Below are 16,607 nucleotides of genomic sequence, written 5' to 3'. Positions count from 1 at the left end.
TTCTCCTATGGCCTGACATTCCCAGATGGGAATAACCCATACAGTGATTTCCTATGGTCTGATGTATCCAGATTGTAAAACCTGTATTGCATATTTTCATATCTGCTCATTCATTTCCCTTCCCCGAAGGTACTTCACGGACAATATATTCCGTATCCCCATAACAGCCGTCACAATACCTGATCCTGTGTCTCTCCACATATCCATGATGTTCTAATTCTTTTATCGCTGATCTTACAGAATCAATCCCATCCCTGCTTAAAGATGCCAGCCCCTTCATATTATAATTCCAGTCATCTGGCAAACTCAGCATCAGAGAAAGAAGGCCTTTTGCCTTTAAAGAGAGTTTCTTATTCTTGAAATGATGATTGCTCATAACTGTAAAATTCTTCGTCCGCTCCACCCGGAACACCTGTGACATAGCTTCACCTCCAATAAAAAAGGCACAAAGCCTTTCATGACCTGTGCCGTATCTCCTATTTATTTTGTTTATCTTTTCTTTTAGGAAACGTAAATCAGTTCCGCCAAAATCATTTCCTCTGCAATTGCCCTATGCCGATTGCCTGCTCTTACCCATGCCATCTGGTCATCCTCCTTATCAGGCAAAGGATCGCTCTTTTCCAGCTGTTTCAGTATAATTTCTTCCCGCTCCTTTGCTACCCGGTCAATTTCCAACAAATGCTCGCCAAGCGTATCTTTTAAAAGCATCACCTGATATTTTGCCCGTTTGCAGTTTTTCAGGTAATCCCTGCGCAAGAATCCGTATTTTCCGATATGCAACATCTGTTCTCCAGATTTATATTCCAGTTCCGGCAGCAAATACCCATTCACATTTTTATAATTCAGTTCCATAACTCTACCCTCTCTTTCCATTATATTTCCTGTTGAACATCTTTTTTCTTATTCTGATGTGCCCATCCTTTCAGTAGTTTTTCGATCAGATCTGCCTGTTGAGCCGGTGTATAATCTGGTGGAAAATACTTTCCAATCCGGTCAAAAGGAATTTTTACCTGTTCCCTCTGGTTAGGCTTGAGTTCCTGAAGAATATCATAAATCATGTCCATATCAAGCTGTTTCTGCTGGCTCATCCTCTTTAACCGGTTGGCCTGTGAAATATTCGGAATACACTGTTCCAGTTCCATTACAGCATGAAGCTCATACTGTTCTTCTTCTGTCAGGAATGAAATTTCCACTGCAGAACGGATTGCCAGCAATTCCCGGTCAACCATATCCAAAATCTTCGGTATCAGGTTTGTGAGACGAATATAACGCTTAATCTGGGTCACACTTTCCCCCACCATCCGGGCAAGCTGTTCATTGCTCCGATAACCGCCTGCAGAATCCGTCTTTTTAATATTTACCTTGCCATTTTCAGAGACATCCGCTTCTAATAAAGATATCTCAACCATTTCCTTAATACACTTCGGTTCCAATGGGTCCGAAGATAATTCCTTTCTTTTTCCCTGCCGGTTCATTGCCTGTAACCTCATCTTATAAGCAAAGGCTTTTTCACTCGGCAGAATTTTTTCTCTCTGTAAGTTACTGTCTATCATTGCGATGACTGCCTGATCATCATCCATCGTACAGATGATAGCCGGAACTTCTTTGATTCCTGCCCAGAGGGCAGCTTCTTTTCTTCGATGCCCTGCAATGATTTCAAATCCTTCTCCATCCGGATTTTTACGGACCAGCAGCGGCACCAGTATACCTTCCTGCTGAATACTTCTGCGCAACTCAAAGAGTTCCTGATTTCGTTCTACTTTAAATGGATGTTCTTTGAAGTCATGCAATTCCCTTATTTTAATCATTCCAATGTCTGCACCCGGCACGTCAGTCTGTAATGAACACATCGCTTTCTTTTTTACCATTTGATTTTTCCTCCTGTTCCGTGCAAAAGAGAAAGGACTCTTACCTTCCAGAAAAACTCTGAAAACAAGCGTCCTTTTCACTCTTATCCTCGATATTCAGATTGAAATGTTACATCAACTTTTATGTGTCTACTCATACCACATGCAAAACTACAGACACCTCTATACCATCCATAATCTGTTTTTTTCGTCCCTGTTTGCCTGTCGGTGCGAAACTCATATACCTCGCAAAGTGCCTGAAATTCAGCACTTCTACGAATTCACCCGATGTAGACAACAGACGGTCTCCACATGTGTCGGAACTACTATGTAAACACAATTTTTCAGCCTCGTCACTCGTATAGGAACACAATTCTGCGTCATTATGTACAGCCGCAGCGTTTTTACGCTTTGGCTTAAAATCCTTTCCATTAAAATTGGAGTGGATACCAGTTTTATACACAAAGGTTATCTTCAAAGGCTCCTCCACTCCCTCATCATTATAACCTCCGATGACTATTTTTTCAACCACGCTTTCAAAAACCACCCTGTCGAAGCTCTCCAGTATCTCCCCAGAACCTAACACTTTTCTGAACTCCCTTAACCGTATTCTGGTGTTATCCTGATTCCTGCTCAATTCCATCAACCGCTCCTGTTCCTCTTGGAGCTTCTTCAACTGCTCGGACAGCTCTTGGTTTTTCTTTTCGTAAATATCCCTGTCGATATTGTTATCAAGCCTTAAATCAAGCAGCTTTTCCTTACGCCTGTGTAAGTCAGCCATTTCCTTTTCAATCTTAGGCAGACGCTTCAGAGAAGTATCGTCATTAAGGATTCCCTCAACTTTTTGCAGGAACTCATCGACAATCTCCTGCTGGTCTGTACATAAAAGCTGATAGCTCTTTACAAAAGCGTTCTCAATCACTTCTTCGGGGATTCCCTTACAATGTGGGCAATGCCTTTTCCCGTTTTTTGTGGCGGTGACGCACTGCCAGATTGTCTTAGTGTATGCGGAACTGCTGTGCCAGTTCCTCCGTGTCAGAGTGCCGCCGCAAAATCCGCATTTTATCATGCAGCTAAACGCATATTTCCTGCTGAACTTGTTCCTTTTCTGCCCCTCTTGATGCACGTTGCGGTTTGTGTTCCGCTTCGCCAGTATCTTCTGTGCTTCCTCAAAAATTTCCTCACTGATTATCGGTTCGTGATGGTCACGGATATAAAACTTATCTTCTTCCCCGAAGTTTTCCAGCCGCCTTTTTGAAATCGGGTCAACCGTGAATGTCTTTCCTAAAAGCAGGTCGCCTTTGTATTTCTCGTTTTTGATAATTCCGATGACTGTAGACTGTACCCATTTTGAACTGCCGTACTTTGTCTTGTATCCCAAGTTTTCCAGTTCATTCCCGATGACCGTGCAGCCTGCCCCCTCAATATACCGATTGAAAATATACCTTACAATTTCGGCTTCCTTTTCATTTACGGATATGCTTTTTGTATCCTTATGGTAGTCATATCCCAGACAGCCTTGAAACCCTACAAGCTCGCCCCTCTGCATCTTCATTTTCAATCCCTTTTTGACATTGGAAGATATATTCTCCACTTCCTGCTGTGCAACGGAGCTAAGTACCACCAACAGCAGTTCGCCGTCCATCGTTAAGGTATTGATATTTTCATCTTCAAAGAAAACGGCAATGCCTTTCTCTTTCAGCATACGGACATATTTCAGAGTGTCCAGTGTGTTTCTGGCAAATCTTGAAATGGATTTTGTAATTACCATATCAATATCCCCATTCATACAGTCGTTAATCATTCTCTGGAAATCCTCTCGCTTCGCTACCTGCGTGCCTGTTATGGCTTCGTCAGCGTATATGTCCGCCAGTGTCCATTCATGTTTCTTCTTAATCAAATCCGTGTAATATGTGACCTGTGACTTATAACTGTTGAGCTGGTCTTCACTGTCCGTGCTGACACGGCAATAAGCGGCTACCCTTAACACTTCGACCTTTCTGCCACGGATACGGTTTTCACTACGGTTTGCTTTGATTACCTGCACATCGCTCATATGATTTACCTCCAAAATATTTATTGATGAATGTCATGCCGCAAGGTTCGTAACGACATTGTAATCTCTCATAAGCCGCTTCTTGATGGCTTCATATTCATCTACCGTAATTAAACTTCTTTTTTTCAGCTTCTGCAAACATGCGAATTGGATGCTGTAATGTACAAAATTCTGCTCCCTATTCTGCTCCATCGCCACACCCCGCTTTCTGCTGCTTCATGGATAAGCTAATGGCAAGAGCCTTGTCAACCCTTGCCATTATGTCCGTGGGCATTGACCCCATATGCTGTTTTAATCTCTGTTTGTCAATCGTCCTTATCTGCTCAAGCAGGATAATGGAGTCCTTATCAAGCCCTTTGTAATCTTTCACGGCAGTATGTGTCGGCAGTTTCGCTTTTGTCTGCACTCGGCTCGTAATGGCAGCGATTATGACTGTCGGGCTGTGCCTGTTTCCTATATTATTGGAAATGATAAGTACGGGTCGTGTGCCGCCCTGCTCTGAACCGACAACGGGATTAAGCTCTGCGTAGTAAATGTCGCCACGCCTGATTGTTCTTTCCATATTCTTTATAACCTCCATCTGGATTTAGGCAGGAATACCCTGCCTATGTAGTAGCCAGATACAATGGAGTATTTAAGGTCGGAAAAGCATAAAACAAGCCCTGTTTCCATTGACCGCCCTGCATCTGGCTTAATGATAAAAGGCATTTTCTATTTGTCCCCGACACCCCGAAAATGCTGATGCGTGATAACGCAAGGGAAGTCACCAAATGGTCAGCAGCGAACTGACGCCACGGGAATTGCACCCCAACTGTCGGTCTGACAGAGCCGCCCCCATTGCCTGCGGCGGACTGGTTACCGCTCGGACTGTGGCTGGACGGGAGTATCATTGTCCTCTTTGTGGGTCTTGGCGGAATCGGGAGCTGCCCGATATTTTCAGTCGGTATTTTTCGCTTGCCGTCTTTCGGCGGGTCATGGCGTACCGCTGCACACGCTTACGCTTATTACAGCCACAAAGAGAATGTATTTGGTGAATGGGATATTCGGTTGTCAAAGAGCCGTCCCGTTTCCGATATAAAGAAAACTGGGCAAGAGGTTTTTGCCCTCTCACCCAGTAGCCGATGGGAAAGTGCGATTTTGGACACTATCCCAAAAGTTTTTTAATTTTTTTCTTAAACCTGTTCAGACGCTTGTAAATGACTTCCTTGTTTAAACTTAATTCCACTGAAATTTCAGTGACCGAAAAGCCCTGCGTCCTCATCAGCAACGCTTGGAGCGTGAGCTTGTCCAACTGATGCAGCTCTTGGTACAGCACTGCATTTTCAATGCTGTCCAAAAATTCCTCAACCGTTTTTACTTCGGGTTGTGCCGTGTCCTCTGCGACTTCCTCAAGATATGTACCCGCATCCTGCAATTTCTCATAGTACCGTCTGTCGGAATTGAATATCGCCCAATCATGGACACGGAGCTTTTCAATATCGTCCTCGCTGACACCCAAGTTCCTAAGCTGCTTTTCCTCGGCTTCTTTCCATATACGCCATTTTCTTTCTTCTCTGGCTTTGTTGTACGCCATAATCCGTTACCTCCAATCTGAATTTTTTTGAAAATCCAAATTGGCAGGCGGTGAACGGCATCCCACGCCAGAAACAGCCTTACGGCGTGATATTACAAAAAACGACAAAAGAAAAACCGTAAAGGCTGTCGTACCTTTACGGTTTATAGAAATTATTGTTCTTATATGTAGAGATTTGACTTCTACTTCTTGGGTAGAAAGCCCCCTTGCACTGACAAGGATTTTTTTAACAGGCTGTCCACCCATCTCCGATATGATATATGTAAATGGAAATTGCTATTTGCAGGCAATAAAAATCCCTCCAAACTTGAAACAGGTTTGGAGAGTGTTTGTTAAGTCTTTCGGGCATAGCAATACCGCCCACCAAATCGCCGTTTTTTTTATTTGGTGGACGTGTCTACCTTTAGTTATGTAAAAAGAAAAGCCGACAAACTGTGATTTCTCACACGTTCATCGGCTCTGCATCTAATGTGTCTGGCTCTGTGATGACTGTTACTTGTAAATTTTTTGCTTCAATCAATGTTTCCTGCCTGCATTTCGGGCAGTAGAGAGGATAGTTTTTCAGAACAGTATCCTCCCGAACCTTGTTACGGGTTTTATTCCCGCAGAGAGGGCATAATATCCATTCTGTCTTATCCATATCAAATTATCCCAATTCCTTTTTTAGCGTTGCAATCCATTCTTCGATTGCCTGCACCAACAAAAACTGTTGCTGTAAAACCGCCATACCCGTGGCAGGAACATCGGGGGCATTTTCTTTTAAATCTATGTTCTCCTCAAGATAGGATTTCAGCACATTGATATTGCTCTCAATGTTATCCAGACATTCCCTCTGCTGTTCCTTTTCCATGCTTTCTAAATTAACAATGACCGCATTAAAATCCAAGAATATGTTAATCGGCTTGCAGGATATTTCGAGCATCAGCTTCTCAAATTCCTCATTTCCTGCATCCGTCAAGGAATATACCGCCTTTTCGGGCATTTTTCCCTCTTTCTTGGTGCGGCTTGTGATAAGCCCCTTTTCTTCCAACTGGATAACCTTTTTGTATATAGATGGTGTGCTGATTTTTACCCATTTTGAAATGTTGCGGTACTCCACCAGTTTCTGAATATCGTATGCACTCAAGGATTCCCGCTTCAACATTCCCAATACAATCAAGTCAATGGTCGCCATTTAAAATCCCTCCTTTTTCTATTGACAACTACTATAAATTATAGTATTATAATTTCTGCAACGCAACTACTATATTTTATAGTAGTATAAACAGTATTATTTGTCAAGAGAAAGGAATTCAAAATGAACAGTCAAAGCAAAAAGATGGAGCTGCTCGGCAGCACATCCATACCAAAAGCACTTTTAGCAATGGGCATTCCAACAATGATTGGCATGTTGGTAAATGCTTTCTACAACCTTGTTGACGCTTATTTTGTCGGCGGGCTAGGGGAGAGCCAGATGGGGGCAATCTCCGTGGTCTATCCGCTCGGACAGGTTGTTGTCGGTCTTGGTCTGCTGTTCGGAAACGGTGCGGCTTCTTACATTTCCCGATTGTTAGGTCGTGGGGATAAGGAAAATGCAGATAAAGTGGCAAGTACCGCTTTATACAGCAGCGTATCCGTAGGGGCGGTCATCATTCTCATTTCTATGGTGTTCCTGCATCCCATACTGAAGCTCTTGGGGGCAACCGACAGCATCCTGCCTTATGCCGCCACATACGCAGGAATTTACATTGTTTCCTGCATCTTCAATGTGTTCAATGTCACGATGAATAACATTGTGACTAGCGAAGGAGCAGCTAAAACAACCATGTGTGCCTTGCTGACGGGAGCGGTACTCAATATCGCCCTAGACCCGCTGTTTATTTATGTGTTTGATTTAGGCGTGGCAGGAGCGGCGATAGCGACCGCAATCTCACAAATCGTTTCAACCTGCGTATATCTGACCTATATTTTTCGGAAAAAGAGCGTATTCCATTTTCGGGTTAAGGACTGCACATACGCAAAAGAAACCATGTCTGAAATTTTCAAAATCGGCATCCCGACATTGGTATTCCAGATTTTAACGAGTGTGTCCATTTCCTTAATCAACAATGCCGCTGGCGATTACGGGGACTCTGCCATTGCAGGCATGGGCGTTGTTACCCGCCTTATTTCAATGGGCAGCTTGTCCGTATTCGGGTTCATCAAAGGCTTTCAGCCCATTGCAGGGTACAGTTACGGGGCGAAGAAGTTTGACCGTCTGCGTGAAGCAATCAAGACTTCCATCCTATGGTCTACGGCTTTCTGTGTAATTTTCGGTGTGATACTGGTTCTGTTCCCTACGTCTATTGTTTCCCAATTCACAAAGGGCGACGCCGAGATGATTCGCATCGGAGCAGCGTCTTTGAGGGCAAACGGCATTTCCATTATGCTCTTTGGATTTTATACGGTGTATTCTTCCCTGTTCCTTGCTTTGGGAAAAGGCAGAGAGGGTTTTATCCTCGGAGCTTGCAGGCAGGGGATTTGCTTTATCCCCGTTATCCTGCTTCTTCCGATTGTCTGGGGGCTAAATGGAATTATGTACGCCCAGCCGATTGCCGATGTGCTTTCCGCAGTCATAACGGTATTCATGGCGATACCGCTCCACAAAAAGCTGAATGATATGCAGAAACAAACTACCGCAATAAGCACGAAAGACAACGACTAAATATTTATTCTTTCTGACAAATAGAGCCGATGAGCTGTGAGGTTTTTCCACAAGTTCATCGGCTCTGCGTCTGTGCGTCTGGCTCTTTCATAACAACTACTTTTAATGATTTTACATTGATTAAACTTTCTTGCCTGCATTTCGGGCAATACAGAGGGAAGTTCCTTATTTCTGTATCTTCCCTTATTTTCATGCGTGTCTTATTTTCGCATACAGGGCAATATATCCAATGATACCGTTCCATATCTTTCTACACTCCAAAACAAAACTATTTTACAATTACTGTTCCGCTGTTGCTCATGATAGATAAACTGTTTTCGCCCTTTCCGATGCTCCCATCCTTACATCCGTCTGTATCGGTACTGAATTCCGCATTCTTAAGCTGTACGGTTACATCGTCCGAACCACTGGATATATGGCAGGATAAATTATCTGGCATCGTTTCATGGGACAATGTTATATCTCCCGAACCCGTTTCTACAGATAGGGAATCATAGCTGTTTATGTTGCTTATATTCACTTCGCCAGAATCTGTCGAAACAGCAGCCTTTCCAATAACTGCATTTTTCATAGTAACATATGCAGATTCTGTATTGATATTAGAATCCGTACATGAAGCATCTGTTATTTTAATATCGCCTGAAAGAGATTTTATTTTTACGCTTTCAGCTATGAAATCAGACATCGTTACATAGCCAGACTGGTTGTTCAAGGACAAAGCGGAAATGCTGACCGCTTCCAACTCCATCTCTCCCGAACCATTGTTCATGGATAATGAAACAGCATTATCTTTAGGAATATACAGTATTATCTTCCCTGCTTCACCAAACGAAAATTGCTCCGCCAGATTTTTGTCCGTATCATCATCCTGCTGTACCATTAGTTTTCCATCTTTCTGCACAACCTGCATATCACGGTCATTTTCGACTTTTCCTTCGCAGGCTATGTGTACTTTGTCATCACTGGAAGCCATCACTTTTAAATTCCAAGAGGAAATATCCAATACAATTTCTGAAATGCCTTCCGCCGAAAATTCCTCGTTAGAATCTATTTTTTCCTTGTTTCCACATCCGCATATGCCAAAAGCTATCACTAAAATCCCCGCTAACAGTATTTTTTTCACATTCATAACCCCGCCTCCTACATTAAATCTTTGCTTTCCACATTTATGATTGACAAAGCGGCAAAAAGCAAAGAAATAGCCGTCAAAATAATAGGAAATACTGCGTTGCCTGCCATTGTGAAATCGCCAATGTTCGCCTGCGTGAGAAAAATCAACAAAAATGAAGTGACAATCGTTGCCTTTGAAGATTTTAAAGCCATCCCGACAAACAAGGCAATAAAGCTCATGCTGACGATTACCACTGATTTTAGTATCAGTTGTATATAAAATGACAGACTGCCTATTGAAAAATCAACGACAAAGGATGACTGCATAAATTTTGCCCCAAAGAACACACACATATAAATTGCCAGTTTTGTTAAAATGAGTGCGGCAAAATTAAAAGTCCAGACCGCAATCATTTGGGAAGCTAAGATTTTCTGCCGCTTAATAGGGTAGGAAAACATCAGATTCATGGTCTTGTTTTTGTATGCGCTTACAATAAAGGTCGCCAACATTACACTGGTGTAAATAAGAAAAGCCATGCTGGTAAATAATTCAATGGGAGCGGAGATTACATCTGTCCCAGGCGCAGCATCCAGTGTTCCGTCGGGGTCGTTGGCAATACCCAAAAACGCTAACGCAAAAACAAATAAGCCAAGCAGAGCCGCCATAATGATTACGCCTTTGATATATTTCCCGATATTATTCTTTTTCCATTCAAGTCTGACAAGCTTTAACATGATTTTCCCACCTCCGATGTAATTTTTAAGAAATAGTCCTCCAATGTTTCGGTATGTTGGCTGATGGAAGCAATCTCTACATCATTTGCCATCAATTCCCTCGAAATCTTTTGTGTGGTGATACCCTGCTCATAAATACGAATCGCCGAATCGTTTACGATTTTAAAATTACTTAACTGCATTTTTTCAGCTAAAACATACGCCGCTTTCTTTGTATCCTCTACGGCAAGCTCGATATACGCCGTATTTGTTTCCGCAATTTCTTTCATGGATATTTCTTTCATCATCTTTCCATGATGGATAACGCCAACCGTATCGGCAATACTTTCTATTTCTGGGAGAAGATGACTGGATATCATAAACGTCATTCCATACTCGGTACATAGCATCCGAAACAAATCTCTGATTTGCTTCATTCCTGCGGGGTCTAAACCATTTGTCGGCTCGTCAAGGATAACTAACTCTGGCTTGCACAATATGGCACGGGCAATCCCCAGACGCTGCTTCATTCCTAAAGAATAGCTGCCCGCAGGCTTATCCGCCGCATCCGAAAGCCCAAGCATCCCGAGTGCTTCCTCCACGCTGCCTTTGTTATAATATCCCATATACTCACAATGAAGCTGTAAGTTGTCCTTTCCGCTCATATGGTCATAAAATGTAGGAAATTCAATGATGCTTCCCATACGCTTCAGCACCTCGTAAGAGTTTTTTTCCAATGCTTTCCCGAACAGCGCAACCGTGCCGCTTGTCGGTTTCCATAGATTTGTAAGCATCTTCATCACCGTGGTTTTTCCTGCCCCGTTCGGTCCTAAAAATCCATATACCTCACCTTTCTTTACATGGATATTCACATCTGTAACTAACTGTTTCCCATCTATCGTTTTGCTTAGATGGCTTGTTTGCAAAATATAAGACATTTTTTGCCTCCTTTCCTTAATGTTGCCAGCTTTTTGGCATAGAGGGATACCCGTAGGGTGTTTCCTTAGTAACGCCTTTTTCGGACATAGCAATACGCCCAAAGGTGTTTTATGAATATCATTATAGCGATATAGATTTTCAAAACTCTTGACTAATTCTTACGAATTTCTTTCGCAGGGAATTTAATAAGTTATTTTTTTGAGGCTTACTGTAAAAGTTGTTTTGACATTCGGTATGCTGTTTAAAAATATATCGCCCTCTAACTGCTTTGCAAGGTTCTTAGCAATCGTTAAACCTAATCCGTTCCCTTGTATTTCCCTGTTTCTGGAATCTTCCATTGTATAAAGCCTGTCAAACACATTCGATGCAAATTCCTGTTCAATCCCTTTCCCTTTATCAACCACATCAATATATACATTACCCTTGTCTTGACGCAAAAAAACTCCTAAATATTTGCCGTCGGAGCCGTAGCGTATTACATTTGACAATAAATTGTATAAAATTCTTTGCAGGGCTTCTTTCTCCCCCTGCACAAAAATAGCTGTTTCTGGAATAAACAAATCAACATCAAAATCTTTCTGCAATAAAATATCGTAAAACTCCAAAATATTCTCCCTGCATATCTCGTTGATATTGACTTTGCCAAGATTTATATTTGTATCGCCAGATTCCAGTTTTGCCAATGTAAAAAACTGATTGATAAGGTTCATAACTTGATTCGCTTTTGTTTCTACTTTTTTCAACATCTCATTATCTGCATGGTTCAAGCTCATAATTTCCAGATAACCCAATATGACCGTTAGCGGTGTTTTTATGTCATGGGAGATATTCGCCAGCATCTTTTTAGAAGAAATTTCTTCCCTTTTAAAATCTGCCCTTATTTTCTGTCGGTCTATCAGCAGGCGGTTGATTTGTCCCCCTAATTCCATCAAAACAGGGTTGTCCGTAAATACCATTACTTTCTCGTCGCTACCAGTTTCTAAAATTTCCTCCAACTTTTTATTCATCCGTTTTATCTTTGCCTGTATTCCCCTGCCAAAAATAAAACGCTGGTATAAAACCACAAGGAATAATAAGCAGACAACAACTGCCAAAAAGAATATGATTGTTTTATCGCTCATCCTTTCACTCCCCCAATTTGTATCCGATTCCCCATACCGTAATCACATACTGCGGTTCACGGGGATTATCCTCTATTTTATTCCTCAATCTGCTGATATGGACATTGACGGCATTTTCATCACCATAATAGGTATCATTCCAGACAAGGGAGTAAATCTGTTCTTTCGTATATACTTTCTTTGGATTCTGCAATAACAGCTTTAAAATTTCAAATTCTTTTGATGTAAGCTCTATTTTACAGCCGTTTTTTGTTACAGAATACTCATTCAGATGCATGACAAGGTTTCCCGTTTGAAGTATTGGCTGCTGTTCTGTTGCACTTGCAGCATACTGTGTAGTTCTTCGGATATTTGCTTTTATCCTTGCCAATACTTCTGTGACAGAAAACGGTTTCGTTATATAATCATCTGCTCCCAAACCTAAACCAAGCGTTTTATCAGAATCGGTATCTTTTGCCGATATAATAATAATCGGGACAGTGCTGTTTTCTCTGATTTTTTCCATGACTTCAATTCCGCTTATTTGAGGAATCATCAAATCAAGCAAAACCAGACTGAAACTATCCGAAAAGAACCTGTCGAGGGCATTTTTGCCATCATACGCTGTAATTACCTCAAATTTTTCTGTGTGCAAAAAATTCTTTAGCATGGTACTGATTTCCATATCATCTTCAACCAATAAAATCTTACTCATTGTCTGATTCCTCCTTATCTCTTTTTTTAAAACGCCCGTCTATAGGCTTTGATGCAGTCTTTGGAATCAGCCACACATTGCTGATTCGCATTACATCGGGGATTCGGTTTGTAGCGCATAATACCTGTATCCTCCGTTCGGACAATCCCCATTTTTCAGCCGCTTCTTTTACATTCATGTAATCAAACATTGAAATAACCTCCTTCATAACTGATATTATAATGCGTCAAAACGAATAATACAATTATAGAAAAAGTGTTATTGAGAAAAGCAAGAGATAATTTTTCCTAAAATAAGAAGTACAGTTTCTTATGTATGGAAATTTCACATCGTTTAAGCAGAACTTTCACTTCTGTAAAATATAAGGGAAAAATTAATGAACAGGTGGTGAAAAAATGAACGAAGCCGTAGGAAACCTTGACTTTATGGAATTGGGGCAGGCTATCCAAAAAGCCCGTGAGAAGCAGCGAATTACAAGAGAGGAATTAGCCGAGGAGCTTGGCATTTCGGCAAGGCATTTGCAATCTGTGGAGAAAGAGGGGCAGTATCCGAGCTTTCGGCTGTTTATTCAGCTTGTTACAATGTTCCATATATCCGTAGACCAGTACATACACCCAGACAGTCCAATAGGGAAAACAACTTTACGTCGGCGGTTAGATGTGCTTCTTGATACTTTTGATGATGCGAAACTGACTATCATAGCAGGGACGGCGCAGGGGATATGTACGGCAAAAGAGCAGCCAGAGGATTGACCTCTGGTTTTTCTTTCACCCGTTCTGCCATCAATACGCAGGGCATCCGTACCCGTAGATAGAGCCGCTCCCGACTGGATAGCTCTGCTGTTTGCAGGCATCCCCAGAGTTGCCCTCCACGGTGTAGACCGTTCCATTCTCGCACTTCTCCACGATTCCCACATGGTCGATTGAGCCGTCGCTCCCCCAATCAAAGAAAATTAGGTCGCCTGCCTTCGGCTCATAGTTCTTATCCTGCCATTGTCCTTTGCCCTTGAACCAGTTCACACCGTCCGAGCAGAGGGAGAATTTCGGGATGATGCCGCTTTCCAGATAGCCGCACTGGTCGGCACACCACGATACGAAGCAGGCGCACCATTCCACACGCCCCTCAAAGCCGTACCAGCTCCAATAAGGCTGACCGCCCTCGTTGCCGAGCTGCGTTAAGGCAACCTCCACAATGGCTTGGTTTCCTCCGCTTGTGAACGCCCGCCCGTATGGGTAGTAGCGCAGCACATGGGCGGGGTACTGCGTGTCGCCGTATTTCTCCCAACCGAGCCGCTGTGCTTGCATTGCGGAAAACTCCACCGCATTTGCATAGGAATAGCCGCCGTAGTTGGTCTTTGCCCATGAAATATACCCGTTGCCGAAGTTGTAGCCCTGCAAGGCGAGCTTGATGCGCTCCATGTCAATCGGGTTCTCCACCTCGGCTGAAACAAGGGCAGCTTTCAGTTCCTGCACGCCGCACTCGATGGAATATTCGGGGTCTTTGATGCCGTTCGGCTCATGGGGGTATTTCTTGTTGAAGCTCCCCTCCGCCGCCTGCATCGGGTCAAGTCCACGTCCACCGCTTTCCTGCATCATTACCGCCTTGATAAGCTCCACATATTCGGGGATGCCGTACTGCTTTGCATACTTCTGTATCAGCGGCGTGTAGGCTTTAACCTCCGCACTGACAGGGGTATAGGATATGCTGTCGCTGCCGCCCCCGAACAGGGACACGGCACACCCAAGCAGGACGACGATAAGGATTATCATGACGGCAATCCAGCCGCCTGCGATAAGGGCGGAAATCAACGCCTTTGTCCCTGCGATAATCGCTTTGACTGCCGCAATGGTCGCTTTGACCGTGGCTTTCGTTGCTTCGGCTGTCGCCTTTGCGGTGGCTTTTGCCGTCTGTGCCGCTTTCTGGGCGGCTTTGGCGGATGCTTTCGCCGTTTTCTGCGCCGCCTTTGCGGTCTGCTCCGTGGTCTTAATCGCTGTCTTGGATGTCGCCTTTGCGGTTTTCACGCCTTTTTCCGTCGCCTTGACCGTGCCTTTGGCTGTGGTCTTGACGGTTTTTTCGGCATTTCTGGCGGTTGTCTTTATCGTCCGCTTTCCCTGCTGTCTGGTCTTTATCAATGAGTTTGCCGCTGTCTGGGGTGTTTCGGTCTTGGCAGAAGTAGCAGGAGTAGCAGAAACAGCGGGACGGCTTGCAGTCCCTTGTATTTCCTGCAAGCCGTCCTGCCTTATTGTACGCATGGCGTTTTGTCCTGCCTTATTCCGCATTGTTTTCTGCTCGGCGTCTTTCTTCGCCCGCTTTGCCTTAAAGTCGGCGATTTTGTCCTTTGCCTTACCGATATTCTCCCTTGTAATCTGGGCGTTTTTCTGCCCCTGCTTATTAAACTGGTGGATGCCCTCATCCCTGATACGCCCCGAAGCATGGGAAACCTTGTCGGCGGCATATTCCGTGGGGGAATTTTCCTCCGCATAATATCCCTGCTCCGCCTTGTCCTTTGTCTTTGCGTAAGCAGATTTCATTCGTCTGCCTGCTATGGCGGCTTTGTCTAAAGTCTTAATCGTCCCTTTGACCGCATCTCTGGTCTTTATATCAGCCATAAAATCCGACCTCCTTTCCCAGAAGATTTGCGGTCATGTCAATTTACCTTTTTTGCCACCACGACAAGCCTGCCGTTCTGTGCGGAGTATTCGCAGGTGGAGAGGGTAATGAGCCTGTCGCCGTATTGGGCGGTCACGCCCGTATCATACAAGGCAAGCTCTTTGCACTTCCCGACATAATCATCAAATTCTTTTTCGTTTTCCGCATTGACAAAATCATAGTAGCGGTAGCCTTCCGAGCTGTACGCAACCGTCTTAAAAACGGCGATGATTTCATACTCTGCCTGCTCCGTGAGGGTGTCAAACTGGATAGTCTTATGCTTCTCATAAAAACTCTTGGATTTGTAATCTTCCAATGCCCCGAACATCCTGCCGCCCTTGATGTGGTGTCCGTAGATAACCAGATTGTCGCTTGTGAAAATGTCGCAGTCCTCTTGGATATACGGCACTCCCAAATCGCTGTATTCCTTTTCAAAGCTGTGCTTCAGATAGAAATTCGGGCTGTTCCTGCTCTGCATGACGGGGTAGTTGATGCTTGTTCCGTCTATGGCAATCCACCCGACCATATCCTCATTCTGCAAATACAATTCCTTGTATTTTGCCAATATATCCTCGCCCTCGCTGACGGGTGTATCCTTATCTTTTGGCGGTTCTTCCTCTGGCTCGGCATTTTCCACAACCTCGGCAATCTCCGCAAAGGCTTCCGTCTGCTCGTCTATCTGCTGGTAATGGCTGTAAATCTTATAGCCGCAAAAAACCGCTGCTCCCAAAAGGGCGGCGGCAGCGGCGGTACAGAGAATGGTTTTATAGTTCTTAAAATTCATAGGCTTTTCCTTTCATTTGAAAATTTTAACGTGTATGCTCCGCCTGCTTCTTGGGCGTGGGTAAGTCCCTGCAATATTCGGGATACCGTGCCTTGATGTCCTCCATGAAATACGGAGCGAACTCGCAGCAGAACAATTCCTCTGGCGTAAAGAGTTTCTCACGCCCTTCCTCGGCGTAACCGTTCCAGAGGTTAAAGGCAAGGTGGCAGACCTTGACCGTGCCGCTCGTCTGCCATCCTGCGTGCATCCCCTCTGGCTTGATGCAGTCCGTCTTAAAATCGAACATGGCGTTGATGTTCCGCCTTGTTTCCCCCGCAATCCCCATCACATAGAAAAATGCCCTGTGGTAACAGTCGTTTACCCTGCACTTCATCATGCTTTCCAGAAAAAAATCACGGTGGGCTGCGTTGCGAAACCTTATCTCTGACATAAAAATC

Annotated in this window: 21 protein-coding genes; 2 read left to right on the top strand and 19 right to left on the bottom strand. The window is 43.8% G+C overall.

Going from position 1 to position 16,607, the window contains the following annotated elements; all coding sequences use genetic code 11:
* Window positions 1-106: 106 nt before the first annotated feature.
* The 9 genes from NSA57_RS14675 to NSA57_RS14635 all read right to left on the bottom strand — a co-directional run bounded on the left by NSA57_RS14675 (window position 107) and on the right by NSA57_RS14635 (window position 6,650).
* Window positions 107-421 carry a helix-turn-helix domain-containing protein gene (locus NSA57_RS14675; protein WP_055220640.1) on the bottom strand — a complete coding sequence of 105 codons (315 nt, stop codon included), beginning with the start codon at window positions 419-421 and terminating at the stop codon, window positions 107-109.
* 80 nt (window positions 422-501) lie between these two features.
* Complete coding sequence (locus NSA57_RS14670; protein ID WP_055220638.1) at window positions 502-852, bottom strand: TnpV protein; 351 nt, start codon at window positions 850-852, stop codon at window positions 502-504.
* A 20-nt stretch (window positions 853-872) separates the two neighbouring features.
* Window positions 873-1,868 (bottom strand): ParB/RepB/Spo0J family partition protein, encoded by a 996-nt coding sequence (locus tag NSA57_RS14665; protein WP_082424670.1) that lies wholly within the window; start codon window positions 1,866-1,868, stop codon window positions 873-875.
* A 133-nt stretch (window positions 1,869-2,001) separates the two neighbouring features.
* The gene (locus NSA57_RS14660; protein WP_257465244.1) at window positions 2,002-3,903 is read right to left on the bottom strand and encodes a recombinase family protein; all 1,902 of its coding nucleotides are present in this window, start codon (window positions 3,901-3,903) and stop codon (window positions 2,002-2,004) included.
* 33 nt (window positions 3,904-3,936) lie between these two features.
* On the bottom strand, window positions 3,937-4,095 hold the full coding sequence (locus NSA57_RS14655; RefSeq protein ID WP_257465243.1) for a conjugal transfer protein: 159 nt from the start codon (window positions 4,093-4,095) through the stop codon (window positions 3,937-3,939).
* A complete protein-coding gene (locus tag NSA57_RS14650) occupies window positions 4,082-4,465 on the bottom strand; it encodes a type II toxin-antitoxin system PemK/MazF family toxin (protein WP_257465242.1) in 384 nt (127 codons plus the stop codon). Before NSA57_RS14650 ends, NSA57_RS14655 begins: the two co-directional genes overlap by 14 nt.
* A 582-nt stretch (window positions 4,466-5,047) precedes the next feature.
* A complete protein-coding gene (locus NSA57_RS14645; protein WP_257465241.1) occupies window positions 5,048-5,476 on the bottom strand; it encodes an RNA polymerase sigma factor in 429 nt (142 codons plus the stop codon).
* A gap of 442 nt (window positions 5,477-5,918) precedes the next feature.
* A complete protein-coding gene (locus tag NSA57_RS14640; protein WP_257465240.1) occupies window positions 5,919-6,116 on the bottom strand; it encodes a cysteine-rich KTR domain-containing protein in 198 nt (65 codons plus the stop codon).
* Window positions 6,117-6,122: 6 nt separating this feature from the next.
* Window positions 6,123-6,650, bottom strand: coding sequence for a PadR family transcriptional regulator (locus tag NSA57_RS14635; RefSeq protein WP_257465239.1), 528 nt, complete (start codon window positions 6,648-6,650; stop codon window positions 6,123-6,125).
* A gap of 123 nt (window positions 6,651-6,773) precedes the next feature.
* Between NSA57_RS14635 and NSA57_RS14630 the strand changes: the two genes are divergently transcribed.
* Window positions 6,774-8,159: an MATE family efflux transporter gene (locus NSA57_RS14630; protein ID WP_257465238.1), complete on the top strand. Its 1,386-nt coding sequence runs from the start codon at window positions 6,774-6,776 to the stop codon at window positions 8,157-8,159.
* Window positions 8,160-8,214: 55 nt separating this feature from the next.
* Here the strand turns inward: NSA57_RS14630 and NSA57_RS14625 are convergent, their stop codons facing one another.
* The 7 genes from NSA57_RS14625 to NSA57_RS14595 form a co-directional block, all read right to left on the bottom strand.
* Window positions 8,215-8,403 (bottom strand): cysteine-rich KTR domain-containing protein, encoded by a 189-nt coding sequence (locus tag NSA57_RS14625; RefSeq protein ID WP_257465237.1) that lies wholly within the window; start codon window positions 8,401-8,403, stop codon window positions 8,215-8,217.
* Window positions 8,404-8,427: 24 nt separating this feature from the next.
* Window positions 8,428-9,288, bottom strand: a complete 861-nt coding sequence (locus tag NSA57_RS14620) for a DUF4097 family beta strand repeat-containing protein (RefSeq protein ID WP_257465236.1) — start codon at window positions 9,286-9,288, stop codon at window positions 8,428-8,430.
* Window positions 9,289-9,299: 11 nt separating this feature from the next.
* Window positions 9,300-10,004, bottom strand: coding sequence for an ABC transporter permease (locus NSA57_RS14615; RefSeq protein ID WP_257465235.1), 705 nt, complete (start codon window positions 10,002-10,004; stop codon window positions 9,300-9,302).
* Window positions 9,998-10,921 carry an ABC transporter ATP-binding protein gene (locus tag NSA57_RS14610; RefSeq protein WP_257465234.1) on the bottom strand — a complete coding sequence of 308 codons (924 nt, stop codon included), beginning with the start codon at window positions 10,919-10,921 and terminating at the stop codon, window positions 9,998-10,000. The genes NSA57_RS14615 and NSA57_RS14610 overlap by 7 nt, the downstream gene beginning before the upstream one ends.
* Before the next feature lie 183 nt (window positions 10,922-11,104).
* A complete protein-coding gene (locus NSA57_RS14605; protein ID WP_257465233.1) occupies window positions 11,105-12,043 on the bottom strand; it encodes a sensor histidine kinase in 939 nt (312 codons plus the stop codon).
* A 4-nt stretch (window positions 12,044-12,047) separates the two neighbouring features.
* Window positions 12,048-12,737: a response regulator transcription factor gene (locus tag NSA57_RS14600; RefSeq protein ID WP_257465232.1), complete on the bottom strand. Its 690-nt coding sequence runs from the start codon at window positions 12,735-12,737 to the stop codon at window positions 12,048-12,050.
* A complete protein-coding gene (locus NSA57_RS14595) occupies window positions 12,730-12,927 on the bottom strand; it encodes a helix-turn-helix domain-containing protein (RefSeq protein ID WP_257465231.1) in 198 nt (65 codons plus the stop codon). Before NSA57_RS14595 ends, NSA57_RS14600 begins: the two co-directional genes overlap by 8 nt.
* Window positions 12,928-13,132: 205 nt before the next feature.
* On the opposite strand from NSA57_RS14595, the gene NSA57_RS14590 reads away from it, so the two are divergent.
* The gene (locus NSA57_RS14590) at window positions 13,133-13,489 is read left to right on the top strand and encodes a helix-turn-helix transcriptional regulator (protein ID WP_257465230.1); all 357 of its coding nucleotides are present in this window, start codon (window positions 13,133-13,135) and stop codon (window positions 13,487-13,489) included.
* A gap of 30 nt (window positions 13,490-13,519) precedes the next feature.
* Here NSA57_RS14590 and NSA57_RS14585 read toward each other — a convergent pair whose 3' ends face one another.
* The 3 genes from NSA57_RS14585 to NSA57_RS14575 are packed head-to-tail and all read right to left on the bottom strand — an operon-like array spanning window position 13,520 to window position 16,600.
* Window positions 13,520-15,346, bottom strand: a complete 1,827-nt coding sequence (locus NSA57_RS14585; RefSeq protein WP_257465229.1) for a lysozyme family protein — start codon at window positions 15,344-15,346, stop codon at window positions 13,520-13,522.
* Between the two features lie 38 nt (window positions 15,347-15,384).
* Window positions 15,385-16,170: a class B sortase gene (gene srtB / locus NSA57_RS14580; RefSeq protein ID WP_257465228.1), complete on the bottom strand. Its 786-nt coding sequence runs from the start codon at window positions 16,168-16,170 to the stop codon at window positions 15,385-15,387.
* A gap of 25 nt (window positions 16,171-16,195) precedes the next feature.
* Window positions 16,196-16,600: a DUF6075 family protein gene (locus NSA57_RS14575; RefSeq protein WP_257465227.1), complete on the bottom strand. Its 405-nt coding sequence runs from the start codon at window positions 16,598-16,600 to the stop codon at window positions 16,196-16,198.
* Window positions 16,601-16,607 lie beyond the last annotated feature (7 nt).

It is taken from the genome of Blautia caecimuris, assembly GCF_024622975.1.
Lineage (GTDB): Bacteria > Bacillota > Clostridia > Lachnospirales > Lachnospiraceae > Blautia_A > Blautia_A caecimuris.
The sequence above is the reverse complement of the archived record's forward strand: the minus strand, read 5'-3'. Positions and strand labels throughout refer to the sequence as shown.

What these genes read in the sequence shown, in the direction of transcription:
- NSA57_RS14675 (WP_055220640.1), bottom strand. Translation starts at nt 421, where the DNA reads ATGTCACAGGTGTTCCGGGTGGAGCGGACGAAGAATTTTACAGTTATG.
- NSA57_RS14670 (WP_055220638.1), bottom strand. Translation starts at nt 852, where the DNA reads ATGGAACTGAATTATAAAAATGTGAATGGGTATTTGCTGCCGGAACTG.
- NSA57_RS14665 (WP_082424670.1), bottom strand. Translation starts at nt 1,868, where the DNA reads ATGGTAAAAAAGAAAGCGATGTGTTCATTACAGACTGACGTGCCGGGT.
- NSA57_RS14660 (WP_257465244.1), bottom strand. Translation starts at nt 3,903, where the DNA reads ATGAGCGATGTGCAGGTAATCAAAGCAAACCGTAGTGAAAACCGTATC.
- NSA57_RS14655 (WP_257465243.1), bottom strand. Translation starts at nt 4,095, where the DNA reads ATGGAGCAGAATAGGGAGCAGAATTTTGTACATTACAGCATCCAATTC.
- NSA57_RS14650 (WP_257465242.1), bottom strand. Translation starts at nt 4,465, where the DNA reads ATGGAAAGAACAATCAGGCGTGGCGACATTTACTACGCAGAGCTTAAT.
- NSA57_RS14645 (WP_257465241.1), bottom strand. Translation starts at nt 5,476, where the DNA reads ATGGCGTACAACAAAGCCAGAGAAGAAAGAAAATGGCGTATATGGAAA.
- NSA57_RS14640 (WP_257465240.1), bottom strand. Translation starts at nt 6,116, where the DNA reads ATGGATAAGACAGAATGGATATTATGCCCTCTCTGCGGGAATAAAACC.
- NSA57_RS14635 (WP_257465239.1), bottom strand. Translation starts at nt 6,650, where the DNA reads ATGGCGACCATTGACTTGATTGTATTGGGAATGTTGAAGCGGGAATCC.
- NSA57_RS14630 (WP_257465238.1), top strand. Translation starts at nt 6,774, where the DNA reads ATGAACAGTCAAAGCAAAAAGATGGAGCTGCTCGGCAGCACATCCATA.
- NSA57_RS14625 (WP_257465237.1), bottom strand. Translation starts at nt 8,403, where the DNA reads ATGGAACGGTATCATTGGATATATTGCCCTGTATGCGAAAATAAGACA.
- NSA57_RS14620 (WP_257465236.1), bottom strand. Translation starts at nt 9,288, where the DNA reads ATGAATGTGAAAAAAATACTGTTAGCGGGGATTTTAGTGATAGCTTTT.
- NSA57_RS14615 (WP_257465235.1), bottom strand. Translation starts at nt 10,004, where the DNA reads ATGTTAAAGCTTGTCAGACTTGAATGGAAAAAGAATAATATCGGGAAA.
- NSA57_RS14610 (WP_257465234.1), bottom strand. Translation starts at nt 10,921, where the DNA reads ATGTCTTATATTTTGCAAACAAGCCATCTAAGCAAAACGATAGATGGG.
- NSA57_RS14605 (WP_257465233.1), bottom strand. Translation starts at nt 12,043, where the DNA reads ATGAGCGATAAAACAATCATATTCTTTTTGGCAGTTGTTGTCTGCTTA.
- NSA57_RS14600 (WP_257465232.1), bottom strand. Translation starts at nt 12,737, where the DNA reads ATGAGTAAGATTTTATTGGTTGAAGATGATATGGAAATCAGTACCATG.
- NSA57_RS14595 (WP_257465231.1), bottom strand. Translation starts at nt 12,927, where the DNA reads ATGTTTGATTACATGAATGTAAAAGAAGCGGCTGAAAAATGGGGATTG.
- NSA57_RS14590 (WP_257465230.1), top strand. Translation starts at nt 13,133, where the DNA reads ATGAACGAAGCCGTAGGAAACCTTGACTTTATGGAATTGGGGCAGGCT.
- NSA57_RS14585 (WP_257465229.1), bottom strand. Translation starts at nt 15,346, where the DNA reads ATGGCTGATATAAAGACCAGAGATGCGGTCAAAGGGACGATTAAGACT.
- srtB (WP_257465228.1), bottom strand. Translation starts at nt 16,170, where the DNA reads ATGAATTTTAAGAACTATAAAACCATTCTCTGTACCGCCGCTGCCGCC.
- NSA57_RS14575 (WP_257465227.1), bottom strand. Translation starts at nt 16,600, where the DNA reads ATGTCAGAGATAAGGTTTCGCAACGCAGCCCACCGTGATTTTTTTCTG.